Origin of the sequence: Xanthomonas sp. JAI131 (assembly GCF_013410075.1) — a bacterium.
In the GTDB taxonomy this organism is placed as follows: Bacteria; Pseudomonadota; Gammaproteobacteria; order Xanthomonadales; family Xanthomonadaceae; genus Xanthomonas_A; species Xanthomonas_A bonasiae.
This window is the reverse complement of the sequence record NZ_JACCCN010000002.1, coordinates 304722-326875: the sequence shown is the minus strand read 5'-3', so window position 1 is coordinate 326875 and position 22154 is coordinate 304722. Positions and strand designations below refer to the sequence as shown.

22 protein-coding genes are annotated in these 22154 nt (G+C 68.4%); 6 read left to right on the top strand and 16 right to left on the bottom strand.

Going from position 1 to position 22154, the window contains the following annotated elements:
• The first annotated feature begins 105 nt into the window (after nucleotides 1–105).
• From HDC36_RS08230 to HDC36_RS08215, 4 genes are all read left to right on the top strand, one after another.
• On the top strand, nucleotides 106–513 hold the full coding sequence (locus tag HDC36_RS08230; protein WP_179566202.1) for a ComEA family DNA-binding protein: 408 nt from the start codon (nucleotides 106–108) through the stop codon (nucleotides 511–513).
• 475 nt (nucleotides 514–988) lie between these two features.
• Entirely contained in the window at nucleotides 989–1600 is a 612-nt protein-coding gene (locus tag HDC36_RS08225; RefSeq protein ID WP_255432641.1) for a HutD family protein, read from the top strand.
• Between the two features lie 139 nt (nucleotides 1601–1739).
• Entirely contained in the window at nucleotides 1740–2432 is a 693-nt protein-coding gene (locus HDC36_RS08220; protein WP_338123871.1) for a response regulator transcription factor, read from the top strand.
• A 371-nt stretch (nucleotides 2433–2803) separates the two neighbouring features.
• The gene (locus tag HDC36_RS08215; RefSeq protein WP_179566198.1) at nucleotides 2804–3505 is read left to right on the top strand and encodes an EF-hand domain-containing protein; all 702 of its coding nucleotides are present in this window, start codon (nucleotides 2804–2806) and stop codon (nucleotides 3503–3505) included.
• Nucleotides 3506–3891: 386 nt separating this feature from the next.
• On the opposite strand, the gene HDC36_RS08210 is transcribed toward HDC36_RS08215, so the two are convergent.
• The 15 genes from HDC36_RS08210 to HDC36_RS08140 all read right to left on the bottom strand — a co-directional run bounded on the left by HDC36_RS08210 (nucleotide 3892) and on the right by HDC36_RS08140 (nucleotide 19931).
• On the bottom strand, nucleotides 3892–4860 hold the full coding sequence (locus tag HDC36_RS08210; RefSeq protein ID WP_179566196.1) for a phosphotransferase: 969 nt from the start codon (nucleotides 4858–4860) through the stop codon (nucleotides 3892–3894).
• Between the two features lie 538 nt (nucleotides 4861–5398).
• Nucleotides 5399–7030 (bottom strand): sulfite reductase subunit alpha, encoded by a 1632-nt coding sequence (locus tag HDC36_RS08205; protein WP_179566194.1) that lies wholly within the window; start codon nucleotides 7028–7030, stop codon nucleotides 5399–5401.
• Complete coding sequence (locus HDC36_RS08200) at nucleotides 7027–8016, bottom strand: FAD:protein FMN transferase (RefSeq protein ID WP_179566192.1); 990 nt, start codon at nucleotides 8014–8016, stop codon at nucleotides 7027–7029. The genes HDC36_RS08205 and HDC36_RS08200 overlap by 4 nt, the downstream gene beginning before the upstream one ends.
• 43 nt (nucleotides 8017–8059) lie before the next feature.
• On the bottom strand, nucleotides 8060–8866 hold the full coding sequence (locus HDC36_RS08195) for a DUF4198 domain-containing protein (RefSeq protein WP_179566190.1): 807 nt from the start codon (nucleotides 8864–8866) through the stop codon (nucleotides 8060–8062).
• Nucleotides 8867–8895: 29 nt separating this feature from the next.
• Nucleotides 8896–9408: a DUF2271 domain-containing protein gene (locus tag HDC36_RS08190; protein WP_179566188.1), complete on the bottom strand. Its 513-nt coding sequence runs from the start codon at nucleotides 9406–9408 to the stop codon at nucleotides 8896–8898.
• 34 nt (nucleotides 9409–9442) lie between these two features.
• Entirely contained in the window at nucleotides 9443–10084 is a 642-nt protein-coding gene (locus tag HDC36_RS08185; RefSeq protein WP_179566186.1) for a PepSY-associated TM helix domain-containing protein, read from the bottom strand.
• A 149-nt stretch (nucleotides 10085–10233) separates the two neighbouring features.
• Complete coding sequence (locus HDC36_RS08180) at nucleotides 10234–10926, bottom strand: Fe2+-dependent dioxygenase (RefSeq protein WP_179566184.1); 693 nt, start codon at nucleotides 10924–10926, stop codon at nucleotides 10234–10236.
• Nucleotides 10927–10993: 67 nt separating this feature from the next.
• Nucleotides 10994–13300 carry a catecholate siderophore receptor Fiu gene (locus HDC36_RS08175; protein WP_179566182.1) on the bottom strand — a complete coding sequence of 769 codons (2307 nt, stop codon included), beginning with the start codon at nucleotides 13298–13300 and terminating at the stop codon, nucleotides 10994–10996.
• A 300-nt stretch (nucleotides 13301–13600) separates the two neighbouring features.
• Complete coding sequence (locus HDC36_RS08170; protein WP_053841580.1) at nucleotides 13601–13933, bottom strand: non-heme iron oxygenase ferredoxin subunit; 333 nt, start codon at nucleotides 13931–13933, stop codon at nucleotides 13601–13603.
• Nucleotides 13930–14466, bottom strand: coding sequence for a GNAT family N-acetyltransferase (locus tag HDC36_RS08165; protein ID WP_053841579.1), 537 nt, complete (start codon nucleotides 14464–14466; stop codon nucleotides 13930–13932). Before HDC36_RS08165 ends, HDC36_RS08170 begins: the two co-directional genes overlap by 4 nt.
• A gap of 106 nt (nucleotides 14467–14572) precedes the next feature.
• On the bottom strand, nucleotides 14573–15826 hold the full coding sequence (locus tag HDC36_RS08160) for a cysteine desulfurase (RefSeq protein ID WP_179566180.1): 1254 nt from the start codon (nucleotides 15824–15826) through the stop codon (nucleotides 14573–14575).
• Complete coding sequence (gene sufD / locus HDC36_RS08155; protein WP_179566178.1) at nucleotides 15823–17085, bottom strand: Fe-S cluster assembly protein SufD; 1263 nt, start codon at nucleotides 17083–17085, stop codon at nucleotides 15823–15825. The genes HDC36_RS08160 and sufD overlap by 4 nt, the downstream gene beginning before the upstream one ends.
• Entirely contained in the window at nucleotides 17085–17849 is a 765-nt protein-coding gene (gene sufC, locus HDC36_RS08150) for a Fe-S cluster assembly ATPase SufC (RefSeq protein ID WP_179566176.1), read from the bottom strand. Before sufC ends, sufD begins: the two co-directional genes overlap by 1 nt.
• A gap of 165 nt (nucleotides 17850–18014) precedes the next feature.
• Nucleotides 18015–19457: a Fe-S cluster assembly protein SufB gene (sufB, locus tag HDC36_RS08145; RefSeq protein WP_179566173.1), complete on the bottom strand. Its 1443-nt coding sequence runs from the start codon at nucleotides 19455–19457 to the stop codon at nucleotides 18015–18017.
• Nucleotides 19458–19472: 15 nt separating this feature from the next.
• Nucleotides 19473–19931 carry an SUF system Fe-S cluster assembly regulator gene (locus HDC36_RS08140; RefSeq protein WP_179566171.1) on the bottom strand — a complete coding sequence of 153 codons (459 nt, stop codon included), beginning with the start codon at nucleotides 19929–19931 and terminating at the stop codon, nucleotides 19473–19475.
• Between the two features lie 201 nt (nucleotides 19932–20132).
• On the opposite strand from HDC36_RS08140, the gene HDC36_RS08135 reads away from it, so the two are divergent.
• Nucleotides 20133–20600, top strand: a complete 468-nt coding sequence (locus tag HDC36_RS08135; RefSeq protein ID WP_179566169.1) for an SET domain-containing protein-lysine N-methyltransferase — start codon at nucleotides 20133–20135, stop codon at nucleotides 20598–20600.
• A gap of 91 nt (nucleotides 20601–20691) precedes the next feature.
• Nucleotides 20692–21237, top strand: a complete 546-nt coding sequence (locus HDC36_RS08130; protein WP_179566167.1) for a type 1 glutamine amidotransferase domain-containing protein — start codon at nucleotides 20692–20694, stop codon at nucleotides 21235–21237.
• A gap of 371 nt (nucleotides 21238–21608) precedes the next feature.
• Here HDC36_RS08130 and HDC36_RS08125 read toward each other — a convergent pair whose 3' ends face one another.
• Nucleotides 21609–22127, bottom strand: coding sequence for a DUF1439 domain-containing protein (locus HDC36_RS08125; protein ID WP_225209968.1), 519 nt, complete (start codon nucleotides 22125–22127; stop codon nucleotides 21609–21611).
• Nucleotides 22128–22154: the final 27 nt, after the last annotated feature.

Sequence of the window (22154 nt, the reverse complement as noted above, 5' to 3'; positions counted from 1 at the left end):
AAGTGACGCACATTCTACGCCGCGACCGCCGTGTAGGGTTTTTCCTACACGTTGACGCGCCGTTTACCTGCTGTTTGGAAAGGGCGTTGGCGATAGGCTGTACCCATGTGGCGAGGGATGCTTTCGACACCGGCAGGAGAGGCCGGTGAAGTCCCCATCCAAGTCACAAGGAGTGTTGCCATGCAGTCTTTTATCGTGGTCCTGAAGTCTCTGGTCCTGGCGTTGCTGCTGACCGGTTCCGCGCTCGCCGCGGACAAGGTCAACATCAACTCCGCTAGTGCAGCGGAAATCGACCGGGTGTTGTTGAACGTGGGTGCCTCCAAGGCACAGGCGATCGTCGACTACAGACAGGCACACGGCCCCTTCAAAAGCGTCGAGGACCTGACGCAGGTGAAGGGAATCGGACTCAAGACGGTCGAACGGAACCACGACCGGATCGAAGTGGGAGCCACGAAGGCGACCACGCCGACGGTAGCCAAGACGGCAGCCGCCAAGCCGGTGGAAAGGCGTTAAACGGATTTAAGGATTAAACGGATTTAAAGGCATTCAAGGGATTTGAAAGGACAGAGGATACGGCTGGCGCAGGACGCGCGGTCGCGACCTCGCTGAGCAGGACGCTCAGCGGGGGAGGCAGGAAGCCGACAAGGACGTACATCGTCGCCCGGTGTTGCACAATGACGTGCAGCCGGGCGACGTTTTTTATGGGCGAAGGTTTTTTGTCGGGCGCTTCGCGCCGGTCTGCTCGCCGCGATCCGGTACTCCTGCTGTCGGTGGCTGCCAGAGCGGCGCGCCGATGCGCCTGCGCTGGCGAGACCCGCCGACGTCGCCGAACGGGCGATGGCCCGTCGCGATTCTCGCAAGACCGCTGGCTGGTGCTCGCCGACGCCGTTCGTACTTGCCGACGGCTGGGGGGTAGGCGCGGGAAACCGCAGATGCCTGCCGATGTCGCTGCCTCCGGCAGCGCCGCCGGATCGTGCAGAATGCGCCGATGGACTGGTGCAACATGCCTTCGCGGGTGATCCCCGCCAACGACTACCGCCGCGAGCGCTGGCGTAACGGACTGGGTTGGACGCGGGAGATCCTGCGCCTGCCGCAAGCGGACAGCGACGACTGGCTGCTGCGCCTGTCGATCGCCGAGATCGAGCAGGACGCGGCCTTTTCCCGTTTTCCCGGCATCGATCGGGAACTGGTGCTGCTGCGCGGCGCCGGCCTGCGCCTGCGCTTCGACGACGGCGCGGTGCACCTGCTCGAGCCGCCGTATGCGCGGCTGCGCTTCGCCGGCGAGCGGCCGCTGCGCGGCGAACTGCTCGACGGCCCCACCCACGACTTCAACCTGATGTGGCGTCGCGACCGCCTGCGCACGCAACTGCTGCATCGGCCGCTGGTCGGGCCGATGCTGTTCTTCGCCGAACCTGGAATCCGTTGGGTCGTTCATCTTCTGGCAGGGCAGGCGCAGTTCGATGAGGGCTGCGGATTGCCGCCGCTGGCCGCCGGCGACAGCGCCTGGTTGGCCGCCAACACCAGGCAGCGCTTCGCTTTGAGCGGTGGCGGCGAGCTGCTGGCGATCCGCATCGAGCCGCTGGCGAGGCCCGCCGACTGAGCTTCCTGCGCCACGCGCGTGGCTCTTGCGGGGTTGCCGCCGACCGCGTCCAATGCGCGAACGCGGCTATCCCGGAGCCGTGGACCGGAACGAACAGGTGGCCTCGGATAACAGCAGGTGGTTGGCGAAAGTATTGGTAGTGGACGACGACGCGGCCTTGCGCGACCGGATTCGCGATTATCTGGCCCGTTTCAACTTGCAGACCCACGATGCCGAAAACGGCGTGCAGCTGTATGCGCAGCTGGCGGCCGATCGCTACGACGCGGTGCTGCTCAATGCCGGCCTCGGCGGCGGCGAAGGGCTGAACCTGTGTCGGCAGCTGCGCGACCGTGGCGGCATCGCGATCGTGATGATGGCCGACCAGGCGGAGCCGGTGGATCGGGTGATCGGCCTGGATCTGGGCGCGGACGACTATTTGAGCCGGCCGCTGGACCTGCGCGAACTGGTGGCGCGGCTCAACGCGGTGTTGCGGCGTACCCGTGCGGCGCCGCCGCCAGCGCCGGCGCAGGACGGCGCGTGGCAGGTCGATGCCTACCGGCACCAGGCGGTGGCGCCGGATGGGCGCGCGATCCCGTTGTCGCCCAGCGAATTGCGCTTGATGGCGGTGTTCCTCGAGCAGCCTGGCAACGTGCTCAGTCGCGAGGACCTGCGGGCGGCGATCGGCGACAGCGACGGCAGCGTTCCCCAGGGCGGTCGCGGCATCGATCTGCAGGTCTCGCGGCTGCGGCAGAAGCTGGGCGACGACCCGCTGGTGCCGCAATGGATCCGCACCGTGCGCGGCAAGGGCTATCTGTTCGAGCCGCATCGGTTGGGGATGCCTGCCGCACGCTGATCCCGTGCCGCGTTGCAGGCGGCATGGAGATCGGTTCAGTCGTGCCTGCACGCCGGGCATCGCCGATCCGCGTGTCAGCTGCCGGTACCGCTCGCGGTGCCCGGCATGGCCGCGCCCATGCGGCCGGCGCGATGAGACTGCCGGCGCGCGCGTGGCACGTGTTCGACCAGCGGATGCCGCGCGCCGCTTCGCATCGTCGGTCGCGGCTGCAATGTGATGTTTATCGCGTGTTTCAATATCGATACAAAGCCGATATCTGGCTGACAAACCCTGCATCGACACTGCCTGCGTCGGGTTGCCGCGTCGGCGCAGCCATGACCGCAGCGATGGCTGCATTCCACGACTGCACTTCATGACCACAGGGGGTCAACATGATCAGCAGCATCAGCAGTGGCAGTTCGGCCTATGCCGTCAGCCGCACCAGCACGGCCAGCAGTGCGCTAGCGCAGACGACGCAGGCCGAAAAGCAGAATCCGCTCCAGCAATTGTTCAAGAGCATCGACAGCGACGGCGACGGCAGCCTCAGCAGTTCGGAGCTGAGCACGGCGTTGAAGTCCAGCGACAGCGACACCGATTCCAGCATCGATATCGATGGCTTGCTTGGCATGCTCGACCAGGATGGCGGCGGCACCGTCAGCGAAAGCGAGTTCGCCCAGGCCTTGCAGCCGCCGCCGCCGCGTGGCGATGGCGGTGGCGACAAGGTGGACGCCGAATCGCTGCTCAACAGCCTGGACACCGATGGCGACGGCACCATCAGCAGCGAGGAGTTGAGCGCAGCGAGCCAGGGCAGCGACAGCAGCGATCTGTTCGCCACGCTCGACAGCGACCAGGATGGGGGGATCAGCCTGCAGGAGCTGAAGGAAGGCACGCGTCCGATGGGACCGCCGCCGCCGCGGGGGGCGGAGGGCAGCGATGCCGCCAGCGCCGGTACCGGCAGTTCCAGCGCCTCCAGTTCAAGCAGCGACAGCAGCGCGCAGGATGCCTATGCCTTGCTGGCCCAGCTGGCATCGAACCAATACCGCAGCTTCGGCGGCGCCGCCAGCGCATCGAGTTCGTTCTCCGTCGCCGCCTGACCGCGGCGGTCCGCCCTCGTGGCGGACCGTCCGCCCCGTCGTGCGCCGCTGGCGCACGGCACGTCCGGTGCCGACGCAGCGTAGGGATCATTCAGGCGATTCGCACGGCATCGGCGCGCGCATTGCGCATCCCACATGTCTCGGGCACGCCTGCGGACGGCGGTAAGCGCGCACTCGCCGGCATTGCCGACGTGGCTCGCATGATCGTGCTTCATGTGCATCGGCGCGCAGTGGAGCGATGGCGTACGACCGCTTCCGCGTTTCCCGCGACGGGTCACGTTCGCCCTGTGCCTCGGCCAGCGCACGGCGCCGGCGCCGTGTCCGGCAACGTGCATCGCAGGCGATCGGCCGACGACGCGCTCGCGCAGTTCAGCGCCGGTCCCGGCTCACAACGGGAACAGCTGCAAGGCGATCTGTTCCCAGGTGTCGCGCGGTCCGCTGATCGGAACCTGCTGCATGCAAAAGCCGATGTCGGAATCGGGCCTGATCAAGGCGGTGGCCATGAGCCGGCGGCGCAGGGTTGGCGCATCGTAGCCGTCGAGCAGGCCATAGGCATCGAGCAGCGCCTTCACCAGGGTCGGGTCGCCTTGCGCCATGAAGATCAGCGGCGTCAGCAACTCGAACAGATCGCAGTGGCCGACGATCGCGTCGCCGAAATCGAGCAGCCCACTGAGGGTCCATTTCCCCTGGATGGAGTGCGCCATCAAATTCCAGGGATGGATGTCCATGTGAATGAAGCGCGGCTGCGCGGGTGGCGAAAAATCGCCCGCCGCCTCGATGTAGGGCAGGACCTGCGCCGCCAGATGCGCGGGCATCGCATTGCGCCGATGCCGCGCGAGGCAATCGGAGATCAGCGTGGCGATGTAGTGGCGCCACTCCACCCGGATCGCGATGTCGGCCTCGAACGCGACGCTGCGCAGCTCGCGCAGCAACGTTCCCACCTGCAGCATGATCGAACGCTTCTGGCCGACCTCCAGCGCCGGCCAGACATCGGCCAGCGAGGAGCCCGGCAGTCGGCTGCAGATCACGAACACCCAATTGTCGACCACGCCGCCGCCAAGGAGACGCGGCGTCTGCAGCGACAATCTGCCGTCCAGCAACGGTGCGACGAGGCGCTCCTTTTCGCCTTGCTGGCGCCAGTTGGGCGGCACCAATTTGACGATCACCTCGTCGCCAAGCTGGAACAAGGCATTGGCGCCCTCGGGGATCCGCGTCCAGCGATCGCCCGGCAATCGAAACGCTTGTCGAAGCCGGTCCAGTACCGGCATCCAGTCACTCAATGGCGCGCGCGCGATGAGCTCGCAGGACTGGGCAATGCTGGGTTGTTCGGGCAAACAGGCGACGGAGATTTTCATTGCGGAAGGTGCTGGCGTTGCGCACGCGATCATACGCCGGCACGCCTTGCCGCCGCCGCCGCGCGGGCTTTCGCGCGTGTCATGCATCGGGCGGGGAAAGCAGTCTCCGAGATCCCGTTACTCCATCGTTGGCGGTGAGGCCGAAGTGTGCATGGCGAACCGCCACACTCACTGGCGCAGACGCCAACTCTCGAAGCGTAGGTGCAGGTGGCGGTGCGTTACCGAGTCGGCAAGCGCCACCATTGCCGCGGCGAAGTCCGCGATGGCACCGATGCCCGGTACCCGACCCGGAGCGCATGCGTCGGAGGCCCAGCCGACGCTGGTCGCCCGATCGACGTCGCGTCCACGTCGGCGGCCAGACGCAGCGCCATGGCCGTCCGCGCAGCGTAGGTGCTGTGGAGAGCTGCGCCAGGCTGCTGGTCGAGTTGGCCGAGGTCGGCGTACACACGGAAAAGGCGCACCGGCAGGTTGCGCGAACCGCTATCGCACATGGCCACGCCTGGATCGCATTGCCCCGACGCCGGCGCAAGCGCTGGCCTCAGTACACGTCGCGCCGATAGCGCCCTTCCAGCAGCAGGGTTTCCTTGCCCAGCCGCCCCAGCACCTCCTCCAGCACCGCGTCCACGCCCGGGGCCATGCCGCGCAGGCTGCCGCAGACGTAGATCGCCGCGCCTTGCGCGACCCAGTCGCGCAGGTCCGCTGCGGCCGCGCGCAGCGCATCCTGCACGTAGCGGTGCGCGCCGGCGTCGCGCGAGAACACCGCATCCAGCCGCTGCAGCGCGCCGTGCGCCAGCCAGGTGCGCAGTTCTTCGCCGTAATGGTCGTCGTGCGCGGCATGGCGTTCGCCGTACAGCAGCCAGGTACGGGTCGCGCCGGCGTCGATGCGCGCGCGCAGGTGCGCGCGCAGCCCGGCGAGGCCGGTGCCGTTGCCGATCAGGATCAGCGGCCGCGCCGGATCGGCCGGCGGATGGAAGTGCGGATTCGGGCGCAGCCGCAGCGCGATCTCGGCACCGATCGGCGCGGTGTCGCATAGCCAGCCGCTGCCCAGGCCGGGCGTGCCGTCCGCGTGCAGCGCGCGGCGCAGCAACAGGCGCAGCGCGCCGTCGCTGGGCATCGAGGCGATCGAGTATTCGCGGTGCGGCAGCGGTTGCAGGCGCGCGGCCACGGCGGCGGGTGCGGTGCCGGCGAGCTGCTCCGGCTCCGGCAGGTGGCTGCGCGCCAGCAGCGCGGCCAGCGTCGTCGGCGCCTGGCCGGGGCGCTGCAGCGTCGCCGTGCCGTCCACGCCGCTGGCCTGCAGCCAGGCCTGCACCACGCTGTCGCCATGACACGGGCCGATCTCGACCAGGTCGCCGGCCTGCCACGCAGGCAGGGCGCCGTCGGCAGGCAGCAGCGCCAGTTCGAACACCGCGCCGCCGACGCTGCCGGGATTGCACAGGCGCCGCTGCTGCAACTGCCAGCGCTGGTAGGCCGGTGGACTCCAGTCGGGTTGCTCGCTGCCGCCGGCGAGCTGGCCGAGCAATTGCTGCCAGTGGCGCAATGCGGCGTCGTCGGCGTTGTCCACATCGATGCGGTCGAACAGCGGATGCGCGCCGTGCTGGCGCAGCCAGGCATCGAGCTGGCGGCCGAATGCGCAGAAATGGTCGTAGCGGCGATCGCCCAGCGCCAGCAGCGCGTAGCTCAGCTGCGGCAAGGCCTGCGACTGCGCCATCGTCTTGCGCAGGAACGGCAGCGCGTGGTCGGGCGGATCGCCTTCGCCGCTGGTGCTGACCACGAACAGCGCCTGCGTTGCGCCGGCCAGGTCGGCCGCGGTGACGTTCTGCAAGGGCAGCACGCGTACCGCCTGGCCCGCCGCGCGCAAGGCCGCGGCACTGTGCAGCGCCAGTTGCTGGGCGAAGCCGGTCTGGCTGGCCCAGGCCAGCAGCAGCGGCGCATCGCCCTGCTTGCCGGTGCGCCGCGCGCCGCGGCGACCGCGCCCCCACAGCCAAAGGCAGGCTGCCGCGTAGCTGCCCGTTGCCAGCGCCGCGTAGAGAATGCGCTGCTGCGATGGCGCACCGTTCCACCATGGTTGCGGGTGCAGCCGCAGCAGCGCATAGCCGATCGCGCCCAGCAACGCGAACGTCGCCACGTGCCCGACGGCATTCCAGTTGCGTTGCGGCCGCGGCCGGGTCATGCGTCGAGCAGCGCGGCGAAGGCGCTGCTGAGCCGCTCCTGCACGCGTTCGCCATCGCGCAGCAGGAAGCGTGCCGCCAGCCGTTCGCGTTCGGCGCAGGCCAGGCCGGCGTCGGCGCCGAGCACGCTCAGCGCGGTGGCCCAGGCATCGGCCTGCATCGCATCCGTGGCGACCACGCTGACCGCCGCCAGCGTCGCCGCGATCGGCCTGCCGCTGCGCGGATCCAGGGTATGGCTGTAGCGCTGGCCGTCCTGTTCGAAGCGGTGCCAGCGATCGCCCGAGGTGGCGACCGCGCGGCCGTCCAGCGCCAGCACCCGCGGCGTCGTCGGCGCCTGCGCGTCTTCGTCCGGTGCCGATTCCACCAGCACCCGCCATGGCTGACCATCCGGCTTGCGGCCGTAGCCGTAGAGTTCGCCGCCGACCTCGACCAGCGCGCTGGCCACGCCCTGCGCCTGCAGTGCGCGCACCGCGAGATCCACCCCGTAGCCCTTCGCGATCGCCGAAAGATCCAGGCGCAGGCCGCCCGGCTGGCGCAGCCTGGCACCGCTCTCGTCCAGCATGAGTTGCCGCCAGTCGCCAGCGGCACGCGCCTGGCGCAACGCATCCGCATCGGGCACGCGCTGGCGGCTGGCGTCGGCGCCGAACCCCCACAGGCCCAGTACCGCGCCGATGGTGGGATCGAACGCGCCGTCGCTGCGCCGCGCGATGTCCAATGCGCAGCGCAGCACCTCGGCGAACGCCGCGGGCAGCACGTGCACGCTGCCTGCGGGGGCGCGGTTGTAGCGGCCGATGTCCGAGTCCGCCTCCCAGGTGCTCATCTGCGCGACCACCTGGTCGAGCTGCGCCTGGATCGCCGCGTGCAGCGGATGCAGGTCGCGACGGCGGCGCAGCACCAGCTTCGCGCTCCAGGTCGTGCCCATGCTCTGGCCGCCGAGCGTGGCGATCTCGGTCTCGGCGTCGGCCTGGGGCGCGAGCGGCGTGTTCATGCCGCGCCGTGCCGCCACGCGCAGGGCAGGTGCGCTGTCGCGGTCACTGCGGCAGCACTTCCAGCGTCGCCACGTAGCTGAGCCGGCGCTGCTTGGCCTGCGGCAGCGAGGTCTTGCTGTCCTCGCTGGTGGTTTCCAGCCAGTACATGCCCGCTTCCGGCCAGGTCACGCTGAAGCTGCCCTGCGCGTCGGTGGTCAGCTTCAGTTCGTCCTGCGCGTTGCGGTAGCGGGTGCCGCCGCGCACGATCTCGACCTCCAGCCCCGGCGCCGGCTTGCCGTCGATCTGCAGCTTGAAGGTGGCCTTCTCGCCGGCGAACAGGTCGTTGGGATGGGTCACCGGCACCAGTTCCAGGCCGCGGCCGCTGGGCTTGAGCGCGGTCTGGTTGGGCGCGCCGTTGGTGACGAAGGTTTCCACCCGGCCCAGCGATTGCGACACCTGCAGGTCCTTCGCGTCCTTCGGCACTTCGCTGGCGAAGCTGGCGGCGTTGCCGCGCCAGCGCTTGCGCTGGCCGTTCTCGTTCCAGTTGGCGAACAGGCCGTCGTTGACCAGGGCCAGGCGGTAGGTGCCGGTCTGCAGCAGTTCCACGTCGAACACGCTGCGGTACTTGCCGGTGGCCGGATTCTGCGGCTGCACCGCGCTGCCGTCGGGCGCGGTGATGGCCAGGGTGTCCAGGCGCAGCGGCACGTGGTTGAAGTAGAACAGGTCGTTGGACACCGCCGCATCGACGGTGATCCACGGCCGCTCGCCGGCCAGCACGGTCTGCGAGGGTTGCAGCCAGGCCTTGTGGGCGAGGGCGGAGAACGGCAGCACTGCGGCGATGGCCAATGCCAGCACGAAAGAACGCTTCATGGACTTGCTCCTTGCGACGAAAGAGGGAATCACGGCTTGACGCTCAGGCGCACCGCGCCCAGTTCGCTGCTGCCTTGCGCGCTGCCGGTTGCGCCGGCCTTGGCCGGCCACGCGAACGGGATCTTCAGCAGCTCGCGGCCGCCGACTTCGCGGACCGCCTCGACCACCAGCGTGTACTGGCCCGGCGCCAGGCCCTTGAGCTGCTGCGCGTCGGTGAACGCCAGCGCGTGCTTGCCGGCCGGGCGGGTCGGGCCGCTGACGCCGTCCACCGGCATCTGCAGCGTGCGCCCGCTGCGCCGCCACCACTGGCGCAGGTCCGGCAGCCACTTGGTGCCGTGGCCTTCGGCGGTGTCCTTGGACTGGTACCAGACCGCCAGGTTGCGCGCGACCTGCTGGTCGGCGCCTTCCACCCAGATCGCGACATAGGGGCGGTGGTATTCGGCGACGTTGAGCTTGGGAATCTCCACGTCCAGTTCCAGCGTGGCCGCATACGCGGGCATCGACAGCAGGCCGCTCAGGGCGATGGTCAGGGTGACGCGCATGCGAGGCTCCATGGGGTGAAAGAGGTGGATCGGATCAGTGGATCAGCAGCAGTGCGATCAGCAGCGGAATCAGCAGGCCCAGCCCGACCAGCGGCCAGGTCAAGCGCCGCTGCCGCGCATGCAGCTGCAGCAGGAACAGGCCGGTGATGCAGAACACCAGGCAGGCCACCGCGAACAGGTCGATGAACCAGCCCCACGCCGGGCCGGCATTGCGGCCCTTGTGCAGGTCGTTGAAATAGGAGATCCAGCCGCGGTCGGTGCGCTCGTACTCGACCGCGCCGCTGGCGCGGTCGATGCTCAGCCAGGCATCGCGGCCGGGACCGGGCAGCGCCAGGTACACCTCGTCGGCCGACCACTCGGCCGGTTGCCGGCCCAGGCTCAGCGCCAGTTCGCGTTCCAGCCAGGCCGACACCGGCCGCGGCAGCGGCGCGTCGCCATCGGCATGGGCGCCGAGCCGTTGCAGCAACGTGGCCGGCAGCTGCGTCGTGCGATTGAGCACCTGCGGCTTGGCCTCGATGCGCGCGGCGTGGTTGAGGGTCAGCCCGGTAGCGGCGAACACCAGCATGCCGATCAGGCACAGCGCCGAGCTGATCCAGTGCCACTGGTGCAGCGTGCGCAGCCAGAAACCGCGGCGCTGCTGCGCCGTGGCCAGATCGGGAGAGGAGGAGTCGGACAACGCGGCGGTCGAATCGAAGTAGGGCGGGATGCATTCTACATAAATGAGAATTAGTCGCAATTACGGCGGTGCTGTCGCCGCAGATGCGGCCCGGCGATGGTCGAGCTACACCTCAAACGCAGCGGCGCCGTCCCGGTTGACCGCCCGGGTCAGGTCTCGGACCAGTCGCGCAGCAGGTTGTGGTAGACGTTGCTCAGCCGCAGCAGCGCCGCGGCGTCGGCCTTGGTTGCGGTCAGCGCCTGGATCGAGGTGTCCAGCTCGAACAGCAATTGCCGCCGGCTGGCGTCGCGCACCAGGCTCTGCACCCAGAAGAACGAGGCCAGGCGCGCGCCGCGGGTCACCGGCAGCACGCGGTGCAGGCTGCTGGACGGATACAGGATCAGGTCGCCCGCCGGCAGCTTCACTTCGTGCTCGCCGTAGGTGTCGCTGATGACCAGTTCGCCGCCGTCGTACTCCTCCGGTTCGCACAGGAACAGGGTGCAGGACAGATCGGTGCGCAGGGTCAGCGCCGGCTGCGTGGCGCTGGCGGCCAGGGTCATCACCGAACCATCGACGTGGAAACCGTACTCGCCGCCGCCCTCGTAACGGTTGAAGCGCGGCGGGATCGTGCGCAGCGGCAGCGCGGCGGCGAAATACAGCGGGCTGCGCGCCAGCGCGTTGAGCACAGCCTGGCCGAGTTCGTGCTTGAGCGGCGAGGCGTCGGGCAGTTGCAGGTTGCGCTTGACCTGCGCGCCCTGCGCGCCGACCGTCTCGCGGCCGTCGGTCCAGTCTGCGCCGTCGAGCGCCTGGCGGAAGCGCGCCACTTCGTCGGCGCTGAGGATATCGGGGATGTGCAGCAGCATGGGGCGCTCCGGCAGCGGCCGCCTTCGAGCGAAGGCGGCCGCTGCGCATGGATGGACGAAGCGGCGGTCAGAACTTGATTTCGGCGCTCAGCATCGCCGAGCGCGGCGCGCCGGGCGTGTAGCGGAAGCCGCTCTTGTTGATGGCCGCGACGTAGTCCTTGTCGAACACGTTGTACACGTTCAGGCGCAGGTTGAAGTGGTCGTTGATCGGGTAGGTCACGACCGCGTCCCATACCGTATACGACTTCACCAGGGTCGGCGTGCCCACCGCGCCGTCGGTGCCGCGCTTCATCTCGCCGGAGTAGCGGGCGCCGCCGCCGACGGTCAGGCCGAACGGCAGGGTGTAGGTGGTCCACGCGGTGAACGCGCTGTCCGGGGTGTAGGCCAGGTCCATGCTGCCGTCCTGCGACACCTTGGCGCCTTGCTTCACCTGCGCGTCGAGCTTGGTGTAGCCGGTGGAGATCGACCAGTTGTCGCTGAGCTTGCCGACCGCCGACAGTTCCACGCCCTGCACCTGCTTCTCGCCGGTCTGGTAGTACAGCCCGTCGCTGCCCTGCGCGATCTCGTTGCTGACGTCGGTGCGGAACAGCGCCATGGTCACGAACAGGTTGTCGTCCAGGAAGTTCCACTTGGTGCCGACTTCGGCGGTCTTGGCCTTCTGCGGGTCGAAGCTCGGATTGTTGGCGTTGTTGGCCGACGCGCTCAGTTCCAGCGAGCTGCCGCCGGGAGGCTGCTGCGAGATCGCGTAGTTGGCGTACAGGCTGATGTTGTCGGCCGCCTTGTAGACCGCGCCGAGCTTCCAGCTGAACAGCGTATCGGACACGTCCGCGTCCACGCCGACCGCGGTGGTGCAGGGCACGGCGGTGGAGGTGGCGGTGGTGCAGGTCAGGCTGTTGAAGTCGGTCTTGTAGCGGTCGGCGCGCACGCCGGCGGTGACCAGGAAGCTGTCGCCGAACTTCAGCGTGTCGAAGGCGTAGGCCGAGAACGTGGTGGTGGTGCCCTTGCTGTGCGCGCCGTTGCGCGCGGTGAACAGCGGCGTGGTGTTCCAGTCCGGGGCGTAGACGTTGGCCGGGTTGGCCGCCAGCCAGGCGGCGCGGTTGACGATGTTGTGGCCCCAGCTCTGCAGCTCCTCGCGCGCGGCTTCCACGCCGGTGCTGAGGTTGTGCTGGATCGCGCCGGTGGCGAAGTCCACGCGCAGGTTCAGCTGGTCGGTGAGGATGGTGTACTGCTGGTCCTTGAACGTGGGCAGGCTGCGCGCCACCGTCCAGGTCGAGGTGTCGGCGGGGTTCGGCGTGCGCAGGTTGGCGGTGTTGGGCATGAACGCGAACAGCAGGTAGTCCTGTTCGTTGCGGCCCCAGCGCGCGGTGTTGGTCAGCTTGACCGTGTCGGAGAAGTCGTGCTCGAAGCGGAAGGTCGCCATCTTCGCGGTCACGTCGTCGTGGTCGTAGCGGGTGCCGTAGAAGTTCTCGCTGTCCACGCGCGGGGCGTTGGTCAGCCAGGGACGCGCAGGATCGGGCGAGGTGTAGCCGGGCAGGCCGAAGGTCGGCACGCCGCCGTCGGGCACGTTGTCCTGCTTCACGTACAGCAGGTCGAAGTAATAACGGGTGTCGCTGCCGAGACCGAACACCAGCGACGAGGCCAGGCCCCAGCGCTTGTTGTTGACGTGGTCGCGGCCGATCGCATCGCTGTCCTGGCCCATGACGTTGACCCGCAGCGCGCTGCTGGCGCCCAGCGCCTGGTTCCAGTCCGCGGTGACGCGGCGCTGGTTGTCGCTGCCGCCGGACAGCGTGCCGCTGACCGCATCGGTCAGATTCGCCTGCTTGGTCACCAGGTTGATCGCGCCGGTCGGCGCGCTGCGGCCGTTGTCGGTGCCGGCCGGGCCCTTCTCGACCTCGATCTGCTCGATGTTGAACACATCGCGCGAGATCGAGCCCAGGTCGCGCACGCCGTCGACGAAGATGCTGCTGGAGCTGTCGAAGCCGCGCATGTAGATCGCATCGCCGGTGGTGGTGTTGCCGTTCTCGCCGACGTAGAAGGTGCCCACGCCCGGGCTGTTGCGCAGCGCCTCGGTCAGCGTGGTGGCGCCCTGTTCGTTGAACAGGTCCTTGCTGATCACGTTGATCGTCTGCGGGGTGTCGATCAGCGGCTGGGTGAACTTGGGCGAGTCCGGGGTTTCCACCAGGTAGCGCTTGGCGCGCTGCGCTTCCACGTCGACCTTGTCCAGGGTGGTGGGCTGGTCGGCAGCCGCGGCATCGGCGGCCAGCGCCGGAGCGGACAGCAGGCTCAGGCCGCTCAGCAGCGCGGCGGCGGTGAGGGTCTGCGCGGAGACCTGGCGGGAAACGGCGTGCTTGCGGCTCTTGATCGGGGAGGTCATGGAAGGTTCGGCTATGCAGGATGGAAGGGCGGTCCGCCGCGCACGCTGCCGCCGTGTCCGCAAGGACAGGGAAGCGCGTGCGAAAGGTCGGAGGGTGGCCGGATGGACCGGCTGCCGCTGGCCGCTTAACGCGGACATCACATCTATTTCCGCGCAAATGCGAATTATTTGCAATAGCTTTCGTTACATTGCGTTACATGGCGGCCGGTGGCGCTGCTCCCGGGGTCGCCGCGCAAGCAGCTTGTTCCGTTGTAGATATTTGAAAGATAAAGATTTTCGGGGGCGAGCGCAGCGGCGCGCTCAGTCGCGGTCGTCGCGGGTCCACAGTCCGCCGTGTTCGGACTTCACCGGGAACTTGGGCACCGGACTGTAGGCCGGTGCGCACAACGGGCGGCCGTCGCGGATGTCGAAACGGGCACCGTGCAGCAGGCATTCGATGCTGCCGGCGGCGGCATCGAAGGTGCCGGGGGACAGCTCGTAGTCCTCGTGGCTGCAGCGGTCCTCCAACGCGTAGAAGGTGCCGTCGAGGTTGAACACCACGATCGGGGTGGCGGTGACTTCGTCCCACACCGTCGCGGTCTCGCCCGGCGCCAGCGCGCCGTCGGCGCAGACGAAGGTCCAGGTCTCGCTCATGCGGCGCCGCCCAGCGGCTTTTCCAGCACTTCGAAGCGCAGGTCGTCGCGTTTGGGCGCGCCGAAGCGTGCGTCGCCGTAGGGGAAGGGTTTCTTGATCCCGGTGCGGCGGTAGCCGCGGCGCTCGTAGAAGGCGATCAGTTCGTCGCGCACGTCGATCACTGCCATCCGCATCACTGGCAGCTGCCATTCCTGCCAGGCGATGCGTTCGGCCTCGGCCAGCACGGTCTTGCCCAGGCCGCCGCCCTGCGCCTGCGGCTGCACCGAGAACATGCCGAAATAGCCGGCGCCGTCGTCGTCGGCGATGTGTGCGCAGGCGATCAGGTCGCCGTCGCGCTCGGCCAGCAGCACCAGGCTGCGCGGACGCAGGATGTCGGCGCGCAACACCTCGCGGTCGATGCGGTTGCCGTCGAGCAGGTCGGCTTCGGTGGTCCAGCCGATGCGGCTACTGTCGCCGCGATAGGCCGAGGTGACCAGGGCGGCAATGGCGTCGAGATCGGCGACGGTGGCGGTGCGGAAGGTGAGGGTGTGCATGGGCCGATTTTAGCCTGGCGGCCGGGATTCGGGAGTGGGGATTGGGGATTCGCCAAGGCAGCGCTTTTGCGAATCCCCAATCCCGAATCCCCAATCCCGGCTCCAATCACATCAACAGCTTGCGCACCTTCAGCAACGCCGCCACGAAGCGCTCGATCTCGGCATGGGTGTTGTAGAACGCCAGCGAGGCGCGGCAGGTGGCGGCGACGCCGTAGAACTGCAGCAGCGGGTGCGCGCAGTGCTGGCCGGAGCGCACCGCCACGCCTTCCAGATCCAGCAGCGTGGCCAGGTCGTGGGCGTGCGCGCCCTCGACCAGGAACGACACCACCGCGGCCTTGCCCGGCGCGGTGCCGAAGATGCGCAGGCCGTCGATCTTCTGCAGTTCCTCGGTGAAATGCGCCAGCAGTTCGGTCTCGCGCGCTTCCACGTGTTCCAGGCCCAGCCCGGTCAGGTAGTCCACCGCCGCGCCCAGGCCGACGAAGCCGGCGATGTTGGGGGTGCCGGCTTCGAACTTGTGCGGCGGATCGTTGAACACGGTGCCGTCGAAGCTGACTTCCTTGATCATCTCGCCGCCGCCGATGAACGGCGGCATCGCCTGCAGATGCTCGCGCCGCGCCCACAGCGCGCCGGTGCCGGTCGGGCCGCACATCTTGTGCCCGGTGATGGCGTAGAAGTCGCAGCCGATCGCGGCCACGTCCAGGGCGCGGTGCGGCGCGGCCTGCGAGCCGTCGATGACGCTGACGATGCCGCGCTTGCGCGCCTCGCGGCAGATCTCGCGCACCGGATTGACCGTGCCCAGCACGTTGGACACGTGGGTCAGCGCCAGCAGCTTCACGTCCGGGGTCATCGCCTTGCGCAGCGCGTCCAGGTCCAGCGCGCCGTCGGCGGTGATCTCGGCGACCTTGATGGTGGCGCCGGTACGCTGTGCGACCAGTTGCCACGGCACGATGTTGGCGTGGTGCTCCATCCGCGACACCAGGATGCTGTCGCCGGCCTTGAGCCGCGGCAGCGCCCACGAATAGGCCACCAGGTTGATCGCGAAGGTGGTGCCGCTGCACAGCACCAGCTCGTCGGCGCGCACGTTGAGGAAGCGCGCCAGCTTGTTGCGCGCGCCCTCGTAGGCGTCGGTGGCCTCGGTGCCCAGCGCGTGCACCGCGCGGCTGACGTTGGCGTTGTAGCGCCGGTAGAACTCGTCCAGCGCCGCGATCACCTGCAGCGGCTTCTGCCCGGTGTTGGCGTTGTCGAAATAGATCAGCGGCTTGCCGTGCACCTGTCGCATCAGCAGCGGGAAATCGCTGCGGACCTTGTCCCAGTCCGGCGCCTGGTCCGGCGCGGTCTTGTGCGGGGCGACGCTGCTCATGCCACGCCCGCGGCGGCCAGCGCCTGGTCCAGGCGCGCGACCAGGAATTCGCTCAGCGATGCATCCAGCACGCGCAGCGGTTCGCGGCAGAACGCGGCGGTCAGCAACTGCTGCGCACGCTCGCGCGGCAGGCCGCGCGAGCGCAGGTAGAACAGCGCATTGGCGTCGAGCTGGCCGACGGTGGCGCCGTGCGCGGCCTTGACCTCGTCGGCGTCGATCACCAGCACCGGCTGGGTATCGATCTCGGCATCGGCGGACAGCAGCAGGTTCTTGTTCGACAGGTTGGCATCGCTGCCGTCGGCGCCCTGGCGGATGTGGATGCCGCCATGGAACACCACCCGGCTGCGCGCCGCGGCCACGCCTCGCCACAGCAGTTCGCAGGCGGTGTCGCGGGCGATGTGCTCGATGCCCAGGCGCGTGTCGATCTGGCGGCGGCCGTTGCCGAGCAGCACGCCGTTGGCGACCAGCCGCGCGTTGTCGCCTTCCAGGCGCACGTTGAGCTCGTGCCGCGACAGCGCGCCGCCCAGCTCCAGGTCGATGCGCCGGTACTGCGCGTCGCGCGCCAGCACCGCATCGGTGCGCAGCAGCGCGGTGACGCCGGACGCGTCCGCCTGAACCCGCGCGTGGGTCAGCTGCGCGCCGGCGGCCAGGTGCACGTGCGCCAGGGTGTTGCTCAGGTGCGCGGCCTCTCCCAGGTGCAGGTGATGCTCGACCAGCGACAGCGCCGCGTCCTGGCGCAGTTCGATCAGGTGGCGATGGTGCCAGGCATGGTCGCCGGCGCCGGCGGTGGACACGAACACCAGGTGCAGCGGCACCGCGGCCTGCACGCCGGCATCCACGCGCAGCACGCTGCCTTCGTCGGCCAGCGCGGAATTGAGCTGGGCGAACACTTCGTCGCTGCGCTCGAAGCGGCGGCCGAGGAAGCGCATCGCATCGTCGCCGCTGCGCAGGATCGTGGACAGGCGCTGCAGTTCGACCCCGGCCGGCAGGCCGGCCAGGTCGGACAGCGCATCGCTGGCGCGGCCGTTGACGAACACCAGCCGCGGCGCAGGAATGCCGTCGACGATGGCCGCATCCACGGCGGGCGCCGCGCTCGGCGCCGGGCTGAAGCTGCGCCGCTCCAGCGCACGCAGCGAGGTGTACTTCCACGCCTCGCTGCGCGGGCCGGGCAGGCCGTCGCGCAGCGCCTGTTCCAGCGGCGCGCGGCGTGCGCCGTCGCCGTGGAAGGCGGCCGCCAGGGAGTCGAGCAGGGCGCTCATCAGGCCGTCGCCTCCGGCGCCACACGGTCCTTCAACCATGCGTAGCCATGCGCTTCCAGTTCCAGCGCCAGTTCCGGACCGCCACTTTGCACGATGCGGCCGTCGGCCAGCACGTGCACCACGTCCGGCTTGATGTAGTCGAGCAGGCGCTGGTAGTGGGTGATGACCAGGAACGCGCGGTCGGGCGAACGCAGCGCGTTGACGCCTTCGGCGACGGTCTTCAGCGCGTCGATGTCCAGGCCGCTGTCGGTCTCGTCGAGGATCGCCAGCTTCGGCTCCAGCACCGCCAGCTGGAAGATCTCGTTGCGCTTCTTCTCGCCGCCGGAGAAACCCTCGTTGACGCCGCGGTGCAGCAGCTCGTCCTTCAGGTGCAGCACGGCGAGCTTCTGCCGCACCAGCTTCAGGAACTGCATCGAATCCAGTTCGGCCTCGCCGCGCGCCTTGCGCTGCGCGTTGAGCGCGGCGCGCAGGAAGTAGGTGTTGTTGACCCCGGGGATTTCCACCGGGTACTGGAAGGCCAGGAACACGCCGGCGGCGGCGCGTTCTTCCGGTTCCAGCTCGAGCAGGTCGCGGTCTTCGAAGCGCACGCTGCCCTGGGTCACCTCGTAGCCGTCGCGGCCGGCGAGGATATTGCCCAGCGTGGATTTGCCGGCGCCGTTGGGACCCATGATGGCGTGCACCTGGCCGGGCTGCACCTGCAGCGACAGGCCCTTGAGGATGTCCTTGCCGGCGACGGAAGCGTGGAGGTTTTCGATGTTGAGCATGCAGATGATCCGTCAGAATTCTTGTGTAGCCCCTCTCCTACCGGGAGAGGGGTTGGGGTGAGGGTACGGCGCGAAGCGTCTCGTGGATTTGGGGACGCTAGGCTTCGCCCGTACCCTCATCCGGCGCTTCGCGCCACCTTCTCCCGGTGGGAGAAGGGTAAGGCGTCAGCCGACGCTGCCTTCCAGCGACACTTCCAGCAGCTTCTTGGCCTCCACCGCGAACTCCATCGGCAGTTCGCGGAACACCTGCTTGCAGAAGCCGTCGACGATCATCGACACCGCGTTTTCCTGGTCGATGCCGCGGGCGCGGCAGTAGAACAGCTGGTCGTCGCTGATCTTGGAGGTGGTGGCCTCGTGCTCGACCGTGGCGGTGGGATGCTTGACTTCGATGTACGGGAAGGTGTGCGCGCCGCACTGCTTGCCGATCAGCAGCGAATCGCACTGGGTGTAGTTGCGCGCGCCCTCGGCGCTGCGCTCCACCTTGACCAGGCCGCGGTAGGTGTTCTGGCCGCGGCCGGCGCTGATGCCCTTGCTGACGATCTTGCTCTTGGTGCGCTTGCCGATGTGGATCATCTTGGTGCCGGTATCGGCCTGCTGGCGATGATGGGTCAGCGCCACCGAGTGGAACTCGCCGACCGAGTCGTCGCCGAGCAGCACGCAGGAGGGATACTTCCAGGTGATCGCCGAACCGGTCTCGACCTGGGTCCAGGTGATCTTGCTGCGCGCGCCGCGGCATTCGCCGCGCTTGGTCACGAAGTTGTAGATGCCGCCGACGCCGTTCTCGTCGCCCGGGTACCAGTTCTGCACGGTCGAATACTTGATCTCGGCGTCTTCCAGCACCACCAGCTCGACCACCGCCGCATGCAGCTGGTTCTCGTCGCGCATCGGCGCGGTGCAGCCTTCCAGGTAGGACACGTAGGCCTTGTCCTCGCACACGATCAAGGTGCGCTCGAACTGGCCGGTGTGGCCGGCGTTGATGCGGAAGTAGGTGCTCAGTTCCATCGGGCAGCGCACGCCCTTGGGAATGAACACGAAGCTGCCGTCGGAGAACACCGCCGAATTGAGCGCGGCGAAGTAGTTGTCGCCGACCGGCACCACGCTGCCCAGGTACTGCCTGACGATCTCCGGATGTTCCTTGATCGCCTCGGACATCGAGCAGAAGATCACGCCCTTCTCGGCCAGTTCCTTGCGGAAGGTGGTGCCGACCGAGACCGAGTCGAACACCGCGTCCACCGCCACGCCGGCCAGCTTGGCGCGCTCGTGCAGCGGCACGCCGAGCTTGTCGTAGGTGTCCAGCAGTTCCTTGGGCACGTCGTCCAGCGAGGCGTACTTGGGGCCCTTGGGCGCGGAGTAGTAGCTCAGCGCCTGGAAATCGATCGGCGCGATGTTGAGCTTGGCCCAGTGCGGCATCGGCATCTTCAGCCAGTGCCGGTAGGCGGCCAGGCGCCACTCGGTCATCCACTCCGGCTCGTCTTTCTTGACGGACAGGGCGCGCACGACGTCTTCGTTCAAGCCGGGCAGGAACGAGTCGGATTCGATGTCGGTAATGAAGCCGGCGTCGTAGCGACGTCCCAGCCGTTCCAGGATTTCAGCGTTTTCGGTGGCCATGGGGGCTGCCTACAGTCAGGTGGTCGCGAAACGCACGGCGATCGGACGCCGTCTGGTTTCGCCGGAAGAGGGAAGCGGGTGCAGCATCTGCGCCAGGGTCACGCCGCGCAGCGCATCGGCGACCACGTCGTTGATCAACCGCCAGTTGGAACGCACGCCGCATTTCTGCGCGATGCTGCACTGGCTTTCCTGGTGGCTGCATTCGGTGATCGCCAGCGGGCCTTCCATCGCCTCGACGATCTGGATCAGGGTGATGGCGTCGGCCGGGCGCGCCAGCCGGTAGCCGCCGTGCACGCCGCGCAGGCCTTCGACCAGCCCGGCCTGGGCCAGCGGCTTGAGCAGCTTGCTGACGGTGGGAGGCTCCAGCCCGGACTGCTCGGCCAGTTCGGTCGCGCTCAGCACCTCGCCGGGACGCGCGGCGAGCACGGTCAGCACGACGGTGGCGTAATCGGTCAACTTGGTGACGCGGAGCATGGGGCAACGGCCGGAATTCAATGCGGACCGAAATTGTACGCTTTCGCGGCGCCGGCGTCCAAGCCGCGCGTTCATGTTTTTCCCTATCGCGGCGATCGGCGCCGCCAGCGGCCACGGCGCGGCAGCCTGGCGCGATCCGCGGGGCTTGGGATCGCCGCCGATGTGCGCCAGAATCAGCGCTTTCCCGTTCCGGACCGCCGCATGCCCCGCAAGATCGCCGCCCGCAAGTCCCGCATCCATGGCAATGGCGTGTTCGCCGTGCTGCCGCTCAAGAAAGGCGAGCGGGTCATCGAGTACAAGGGCCGCCGCCGCACCCATGCCGAAGTGGATCGCGACGAGGCCGGCGATGTCGAGACCGGGCACACCTTCCTGTTCACCCTCAGCGACGACTACGTGATCGACGCCAACTACGAAGGCAACGACGCGCGCTGGATCAACCACAGCTGCGCGCCCAACTGCGAGGCGGTGATCATCGAGGCCGAAGGCGACGACCGGCGCCAGGACAAGGTGGTGATCGAGACGTTGCGCGCGATCAAGCCGGGCGAGGAACTGACCTACAACTACGGCATCACCCTGGGCGAACGGCATACGCCGCGGCTGAAGAAGATCTGGGAGTGCCGCTGCGGATCCAAGAACTGCACCGGGACCATGCTGCAGCCCAAGCGCTGAGTGCGCACCTGCACTTGGCCTAGACGCGCGGCTCACGACGCTGCAACCGCGGCGCTCCTACGGTGACGCTCCCCCTGTAGAGGAGTTTCCCATGAGCACAGCATCTTCCCTGTCCGGCAAGCGCGTCGCGGTCCTGGCCACCGACGGCTTCGAACAGTCCGAGTTGCAGGAGCCCAAGCGGCTGCTGGAATCGTGGGGCGCGCAGGTCGATGTGATCGCGCCCGGCGATGCCTCCAGCATCCGCGGCTGGAACAAGAAGGACTGGGGCGACAGCGTGCCGGTCGACAAGCGCCTGGCCCAGGCCAATGCAGGCGACTACGACGCGCTGGTGCTGCCGGGCGGAGTGATCAATCCGGACAACCTGCGCACCGAAGCCACCGCGATCCGTTTCATCCAGTCCTTCGCCGGCGCCGGCAAGCCGGTCGCGGCGATCTGCCACGGCCCCTGGCTGCTGGCCGAAAGCGGCCTGGTGCGCGACAAGCAGGTGACCTCGTGGCCGTCGGTGAAGACCGACCTGAGCAATGCCGGCGGGCGCTGGCAGGATGCGGAAGTGGTGGTGGACGGCAACCTCATCACCAGCCGCAAGCCGGACGACATTCCCGCGTTCGCCGCGGCGGTGGCCAAGGCGCTGGGCTGAGTTCGGCACACAGTCTCCGCAACGAAAAACGGCGGCCTGCGGGCCGCCGTTTTTCTGTAGGAGGGGCTTCAGCCCCGACCGTGGAATGAAACAGTCGGATCGCTCGAGCCGAGAAAAGGGTCGCGGCTGAAGCCGCTCCTACAGGAACTGCGACAGGCCCACTGGGTGCACTGTAGGAGCGGCTTCAGCCGCGACGGACGGCATCCGACGCCTGACGCTGTCCCACTACCGCTTAGGTTCCGACAGAGCTTCCTGTCGATCGTCGCGCCCAGGACGCCGCGCGCGACTCGCACCGAAGGCAATACTAGGTTTCTTTCCCCGCGCCGATCCAAGGCGCGCAGCGTCACCGCCTCACCCGCCGCAGCGCAGCCTCACTGCCCCGACAGCGCGCCGGCCGGTACCAGCTTGCCGATGTCCTGGTTGAAGTGCACCACCAGCTTGCCGTTCTCCACCGCCGCCGATTCGATCTGCACGTTGCCCATCACCGCGCCCAGCGCCGGATCCAGCTTGTAGATCGGTTCCTTGCGCGCGTAGTCGCCCAGCCAGACGTTGAGCAACTCGCGGGTATTGGCGTCTAGCTTGCCGCCGTTGGCGGCCGGGCGGAAATCGTCGATGGTCGGCGACTGCAGGTGGAAGCCCTGGGTCTGCTGTTCGTAGCGCAGCCCGCTGGTCAGCAGCACCGTGCCCAGCGGGGTCGGCGCGCCGCCGCCGGTGGCCATGCTCAGGTCGAACTGCATCTTCAGCCGGTCGCCCGGCGGCAGCGACAGCTTGGGATCGCGGATGGTCATCTTCACCAGCCCGCCGAGCGCCTTGTGCGTCTGCGGGAAGCTGCCGTCCAGATACTGCTGCACATCGGCAGCGCCGACGCTGACCTGTTTGCCCTGGATCATCGGCTCGGCCTGCAGCTGGGTCGCGGC

Bases quoted from the DNA above. Each gene is read 5' to 3' on its own strand.
- HDC36_RS08230 (WP_179566202.1), top strand. From the start codon at position 106: ATGTGGCGAGGGATGCTTTCGACACCGGCAGGAGAGGCCGGTGAAGTC.
- HDC36_RS08225 (WP_255432641.1), top strand. From the start codon at position 989: ATGGACTGGTGCAACATGCCTTCGCGGGTGATCCCCGCCAACGACTAC.
- HDC36_RS08215 (WP_179566198.1), top strand. From the start codon at position 2,804: ATGATCAGCAGCATCAGCAGTGGCAGTTCGGCCTATGCCGTCAGCCGC.
- HDC36_RS08210 (WP_179566196.1), bottom strand. From the start codon at position 4,860: ATGAAAATCTCCGTCGCCTGTTTGCCCGAACAACCCAGCATTGCCCAG.
- HDC36_RS08205 (WP_179566194.1), bottom strand. From the start codon at position 7,030: ATGACCCGGCCGCGGCCGCAACGCAACTGGAATGCCGTCGGGCACGTG.
- HDC36_RS08200 (WP_179566192.1), bottom strand. From the start codon at position 8,016: ATGAACACGCCGCTCGCGCCCCAGGCCGACGCCGAGACCGAGATCGCC.
- HDC36_RS08195 (WP_179566190.1), bottom strand. From the start codon at position 8,866: ATGAAGCGTTCTTTCGTGCTGGCATTGGCCATCGCCGCAGTGCTGCCG.
- HDC36_RS08190 (WP_179566188.1), bottom strand. From the start codon at position 9,408: ATGCGCGTCACCCTGACCATCGCCCTGAGCGGCCTGCTGTCGATGCCC.
- HDC36_RS08180 (WP_179566184.1), bottom strand. From the start codon at position 10,926: ATGCTGCTGCACATCCCCGATATCCTCAGCGCCGACGAAGTGGCGCGC.
- HDC36_RS08175 (WP_179566182.1), bottom strand. From the start codon at position 13,300: ATGACCTCCCCGATCAAGAGCCGCAAGCACGCCGTTTCCCGCCAGGTC.
- HDC36_RS08170 (WP_053841580.1), bottom strand. From the start codon at position 13,933: ATGAGCGAGACCTGGACCTTCGTCTGCGCCGACGGCGCGCTGGCGCCG.
- HDC36_RS08165 (WP_053841579.1), bottom strand. From the start codon at position 14,466: ATGCACACCCTCACCTTCCGCACCGCCACCGTCGCCGATCTCGACGCC.
- HDC36_RS08160 (WP_179566180.1), bottom strand. From the start codon at position 15,826: ATGAGCAGCGTCGCCCCGCACAAGACCGCGCCGGACCAGGCGCCGGAC.
- sufD (WP_179566178.1), bottom strand. From the start codon at position 17,085: ATGAGCGCCCTGCTCGACTCCCTGGCGGCCGCCTTCCACGGCGACGGC.
- sufC (WP_179566176.1), bottom strand. From the start codon at position 17,849: ATGCTCAACATCGAAAACCTCCACGCTTCCGTCGCCGGCAAGGACATC.
- sufB (WP_179566173.1), bottom strand. From the start codon at position 19,457: ATGGCCACCGAAAACGCTGAAATCCTGGAACGGCTGGGACGTCGCTAC.
- HDC36_RS08140 (WP_179566171.1), bottom strand. From the start codon at position 19,931: ATGCTCCGCGTCACCAAGTTGACCGATTACGCCACCGTCGTGCTGACC.
- HDC36_RS08135 (WP_179566169.1), top strand. From the start codon at position 20,133: ATGCCCCGCAAGATCGCCGCCCGCAAGTCCCGCATCCATGGCAATGGC.
- HDC36_RS08130 (WP_179566167.1), top strand. From the start codon at position 20,692: ATGAGCACAGCATCTTCCCTGTCCGGCAAGCGCGTCGCGGTCCTGGCC.
- HDC36_RS08125 (WP_225209968.1), bottom strand. From the start codon at position 22,127: ATGATCCAGGGCAAACAGGTCAGCGTCGGCGCTGCCGATGTGCAGCAG.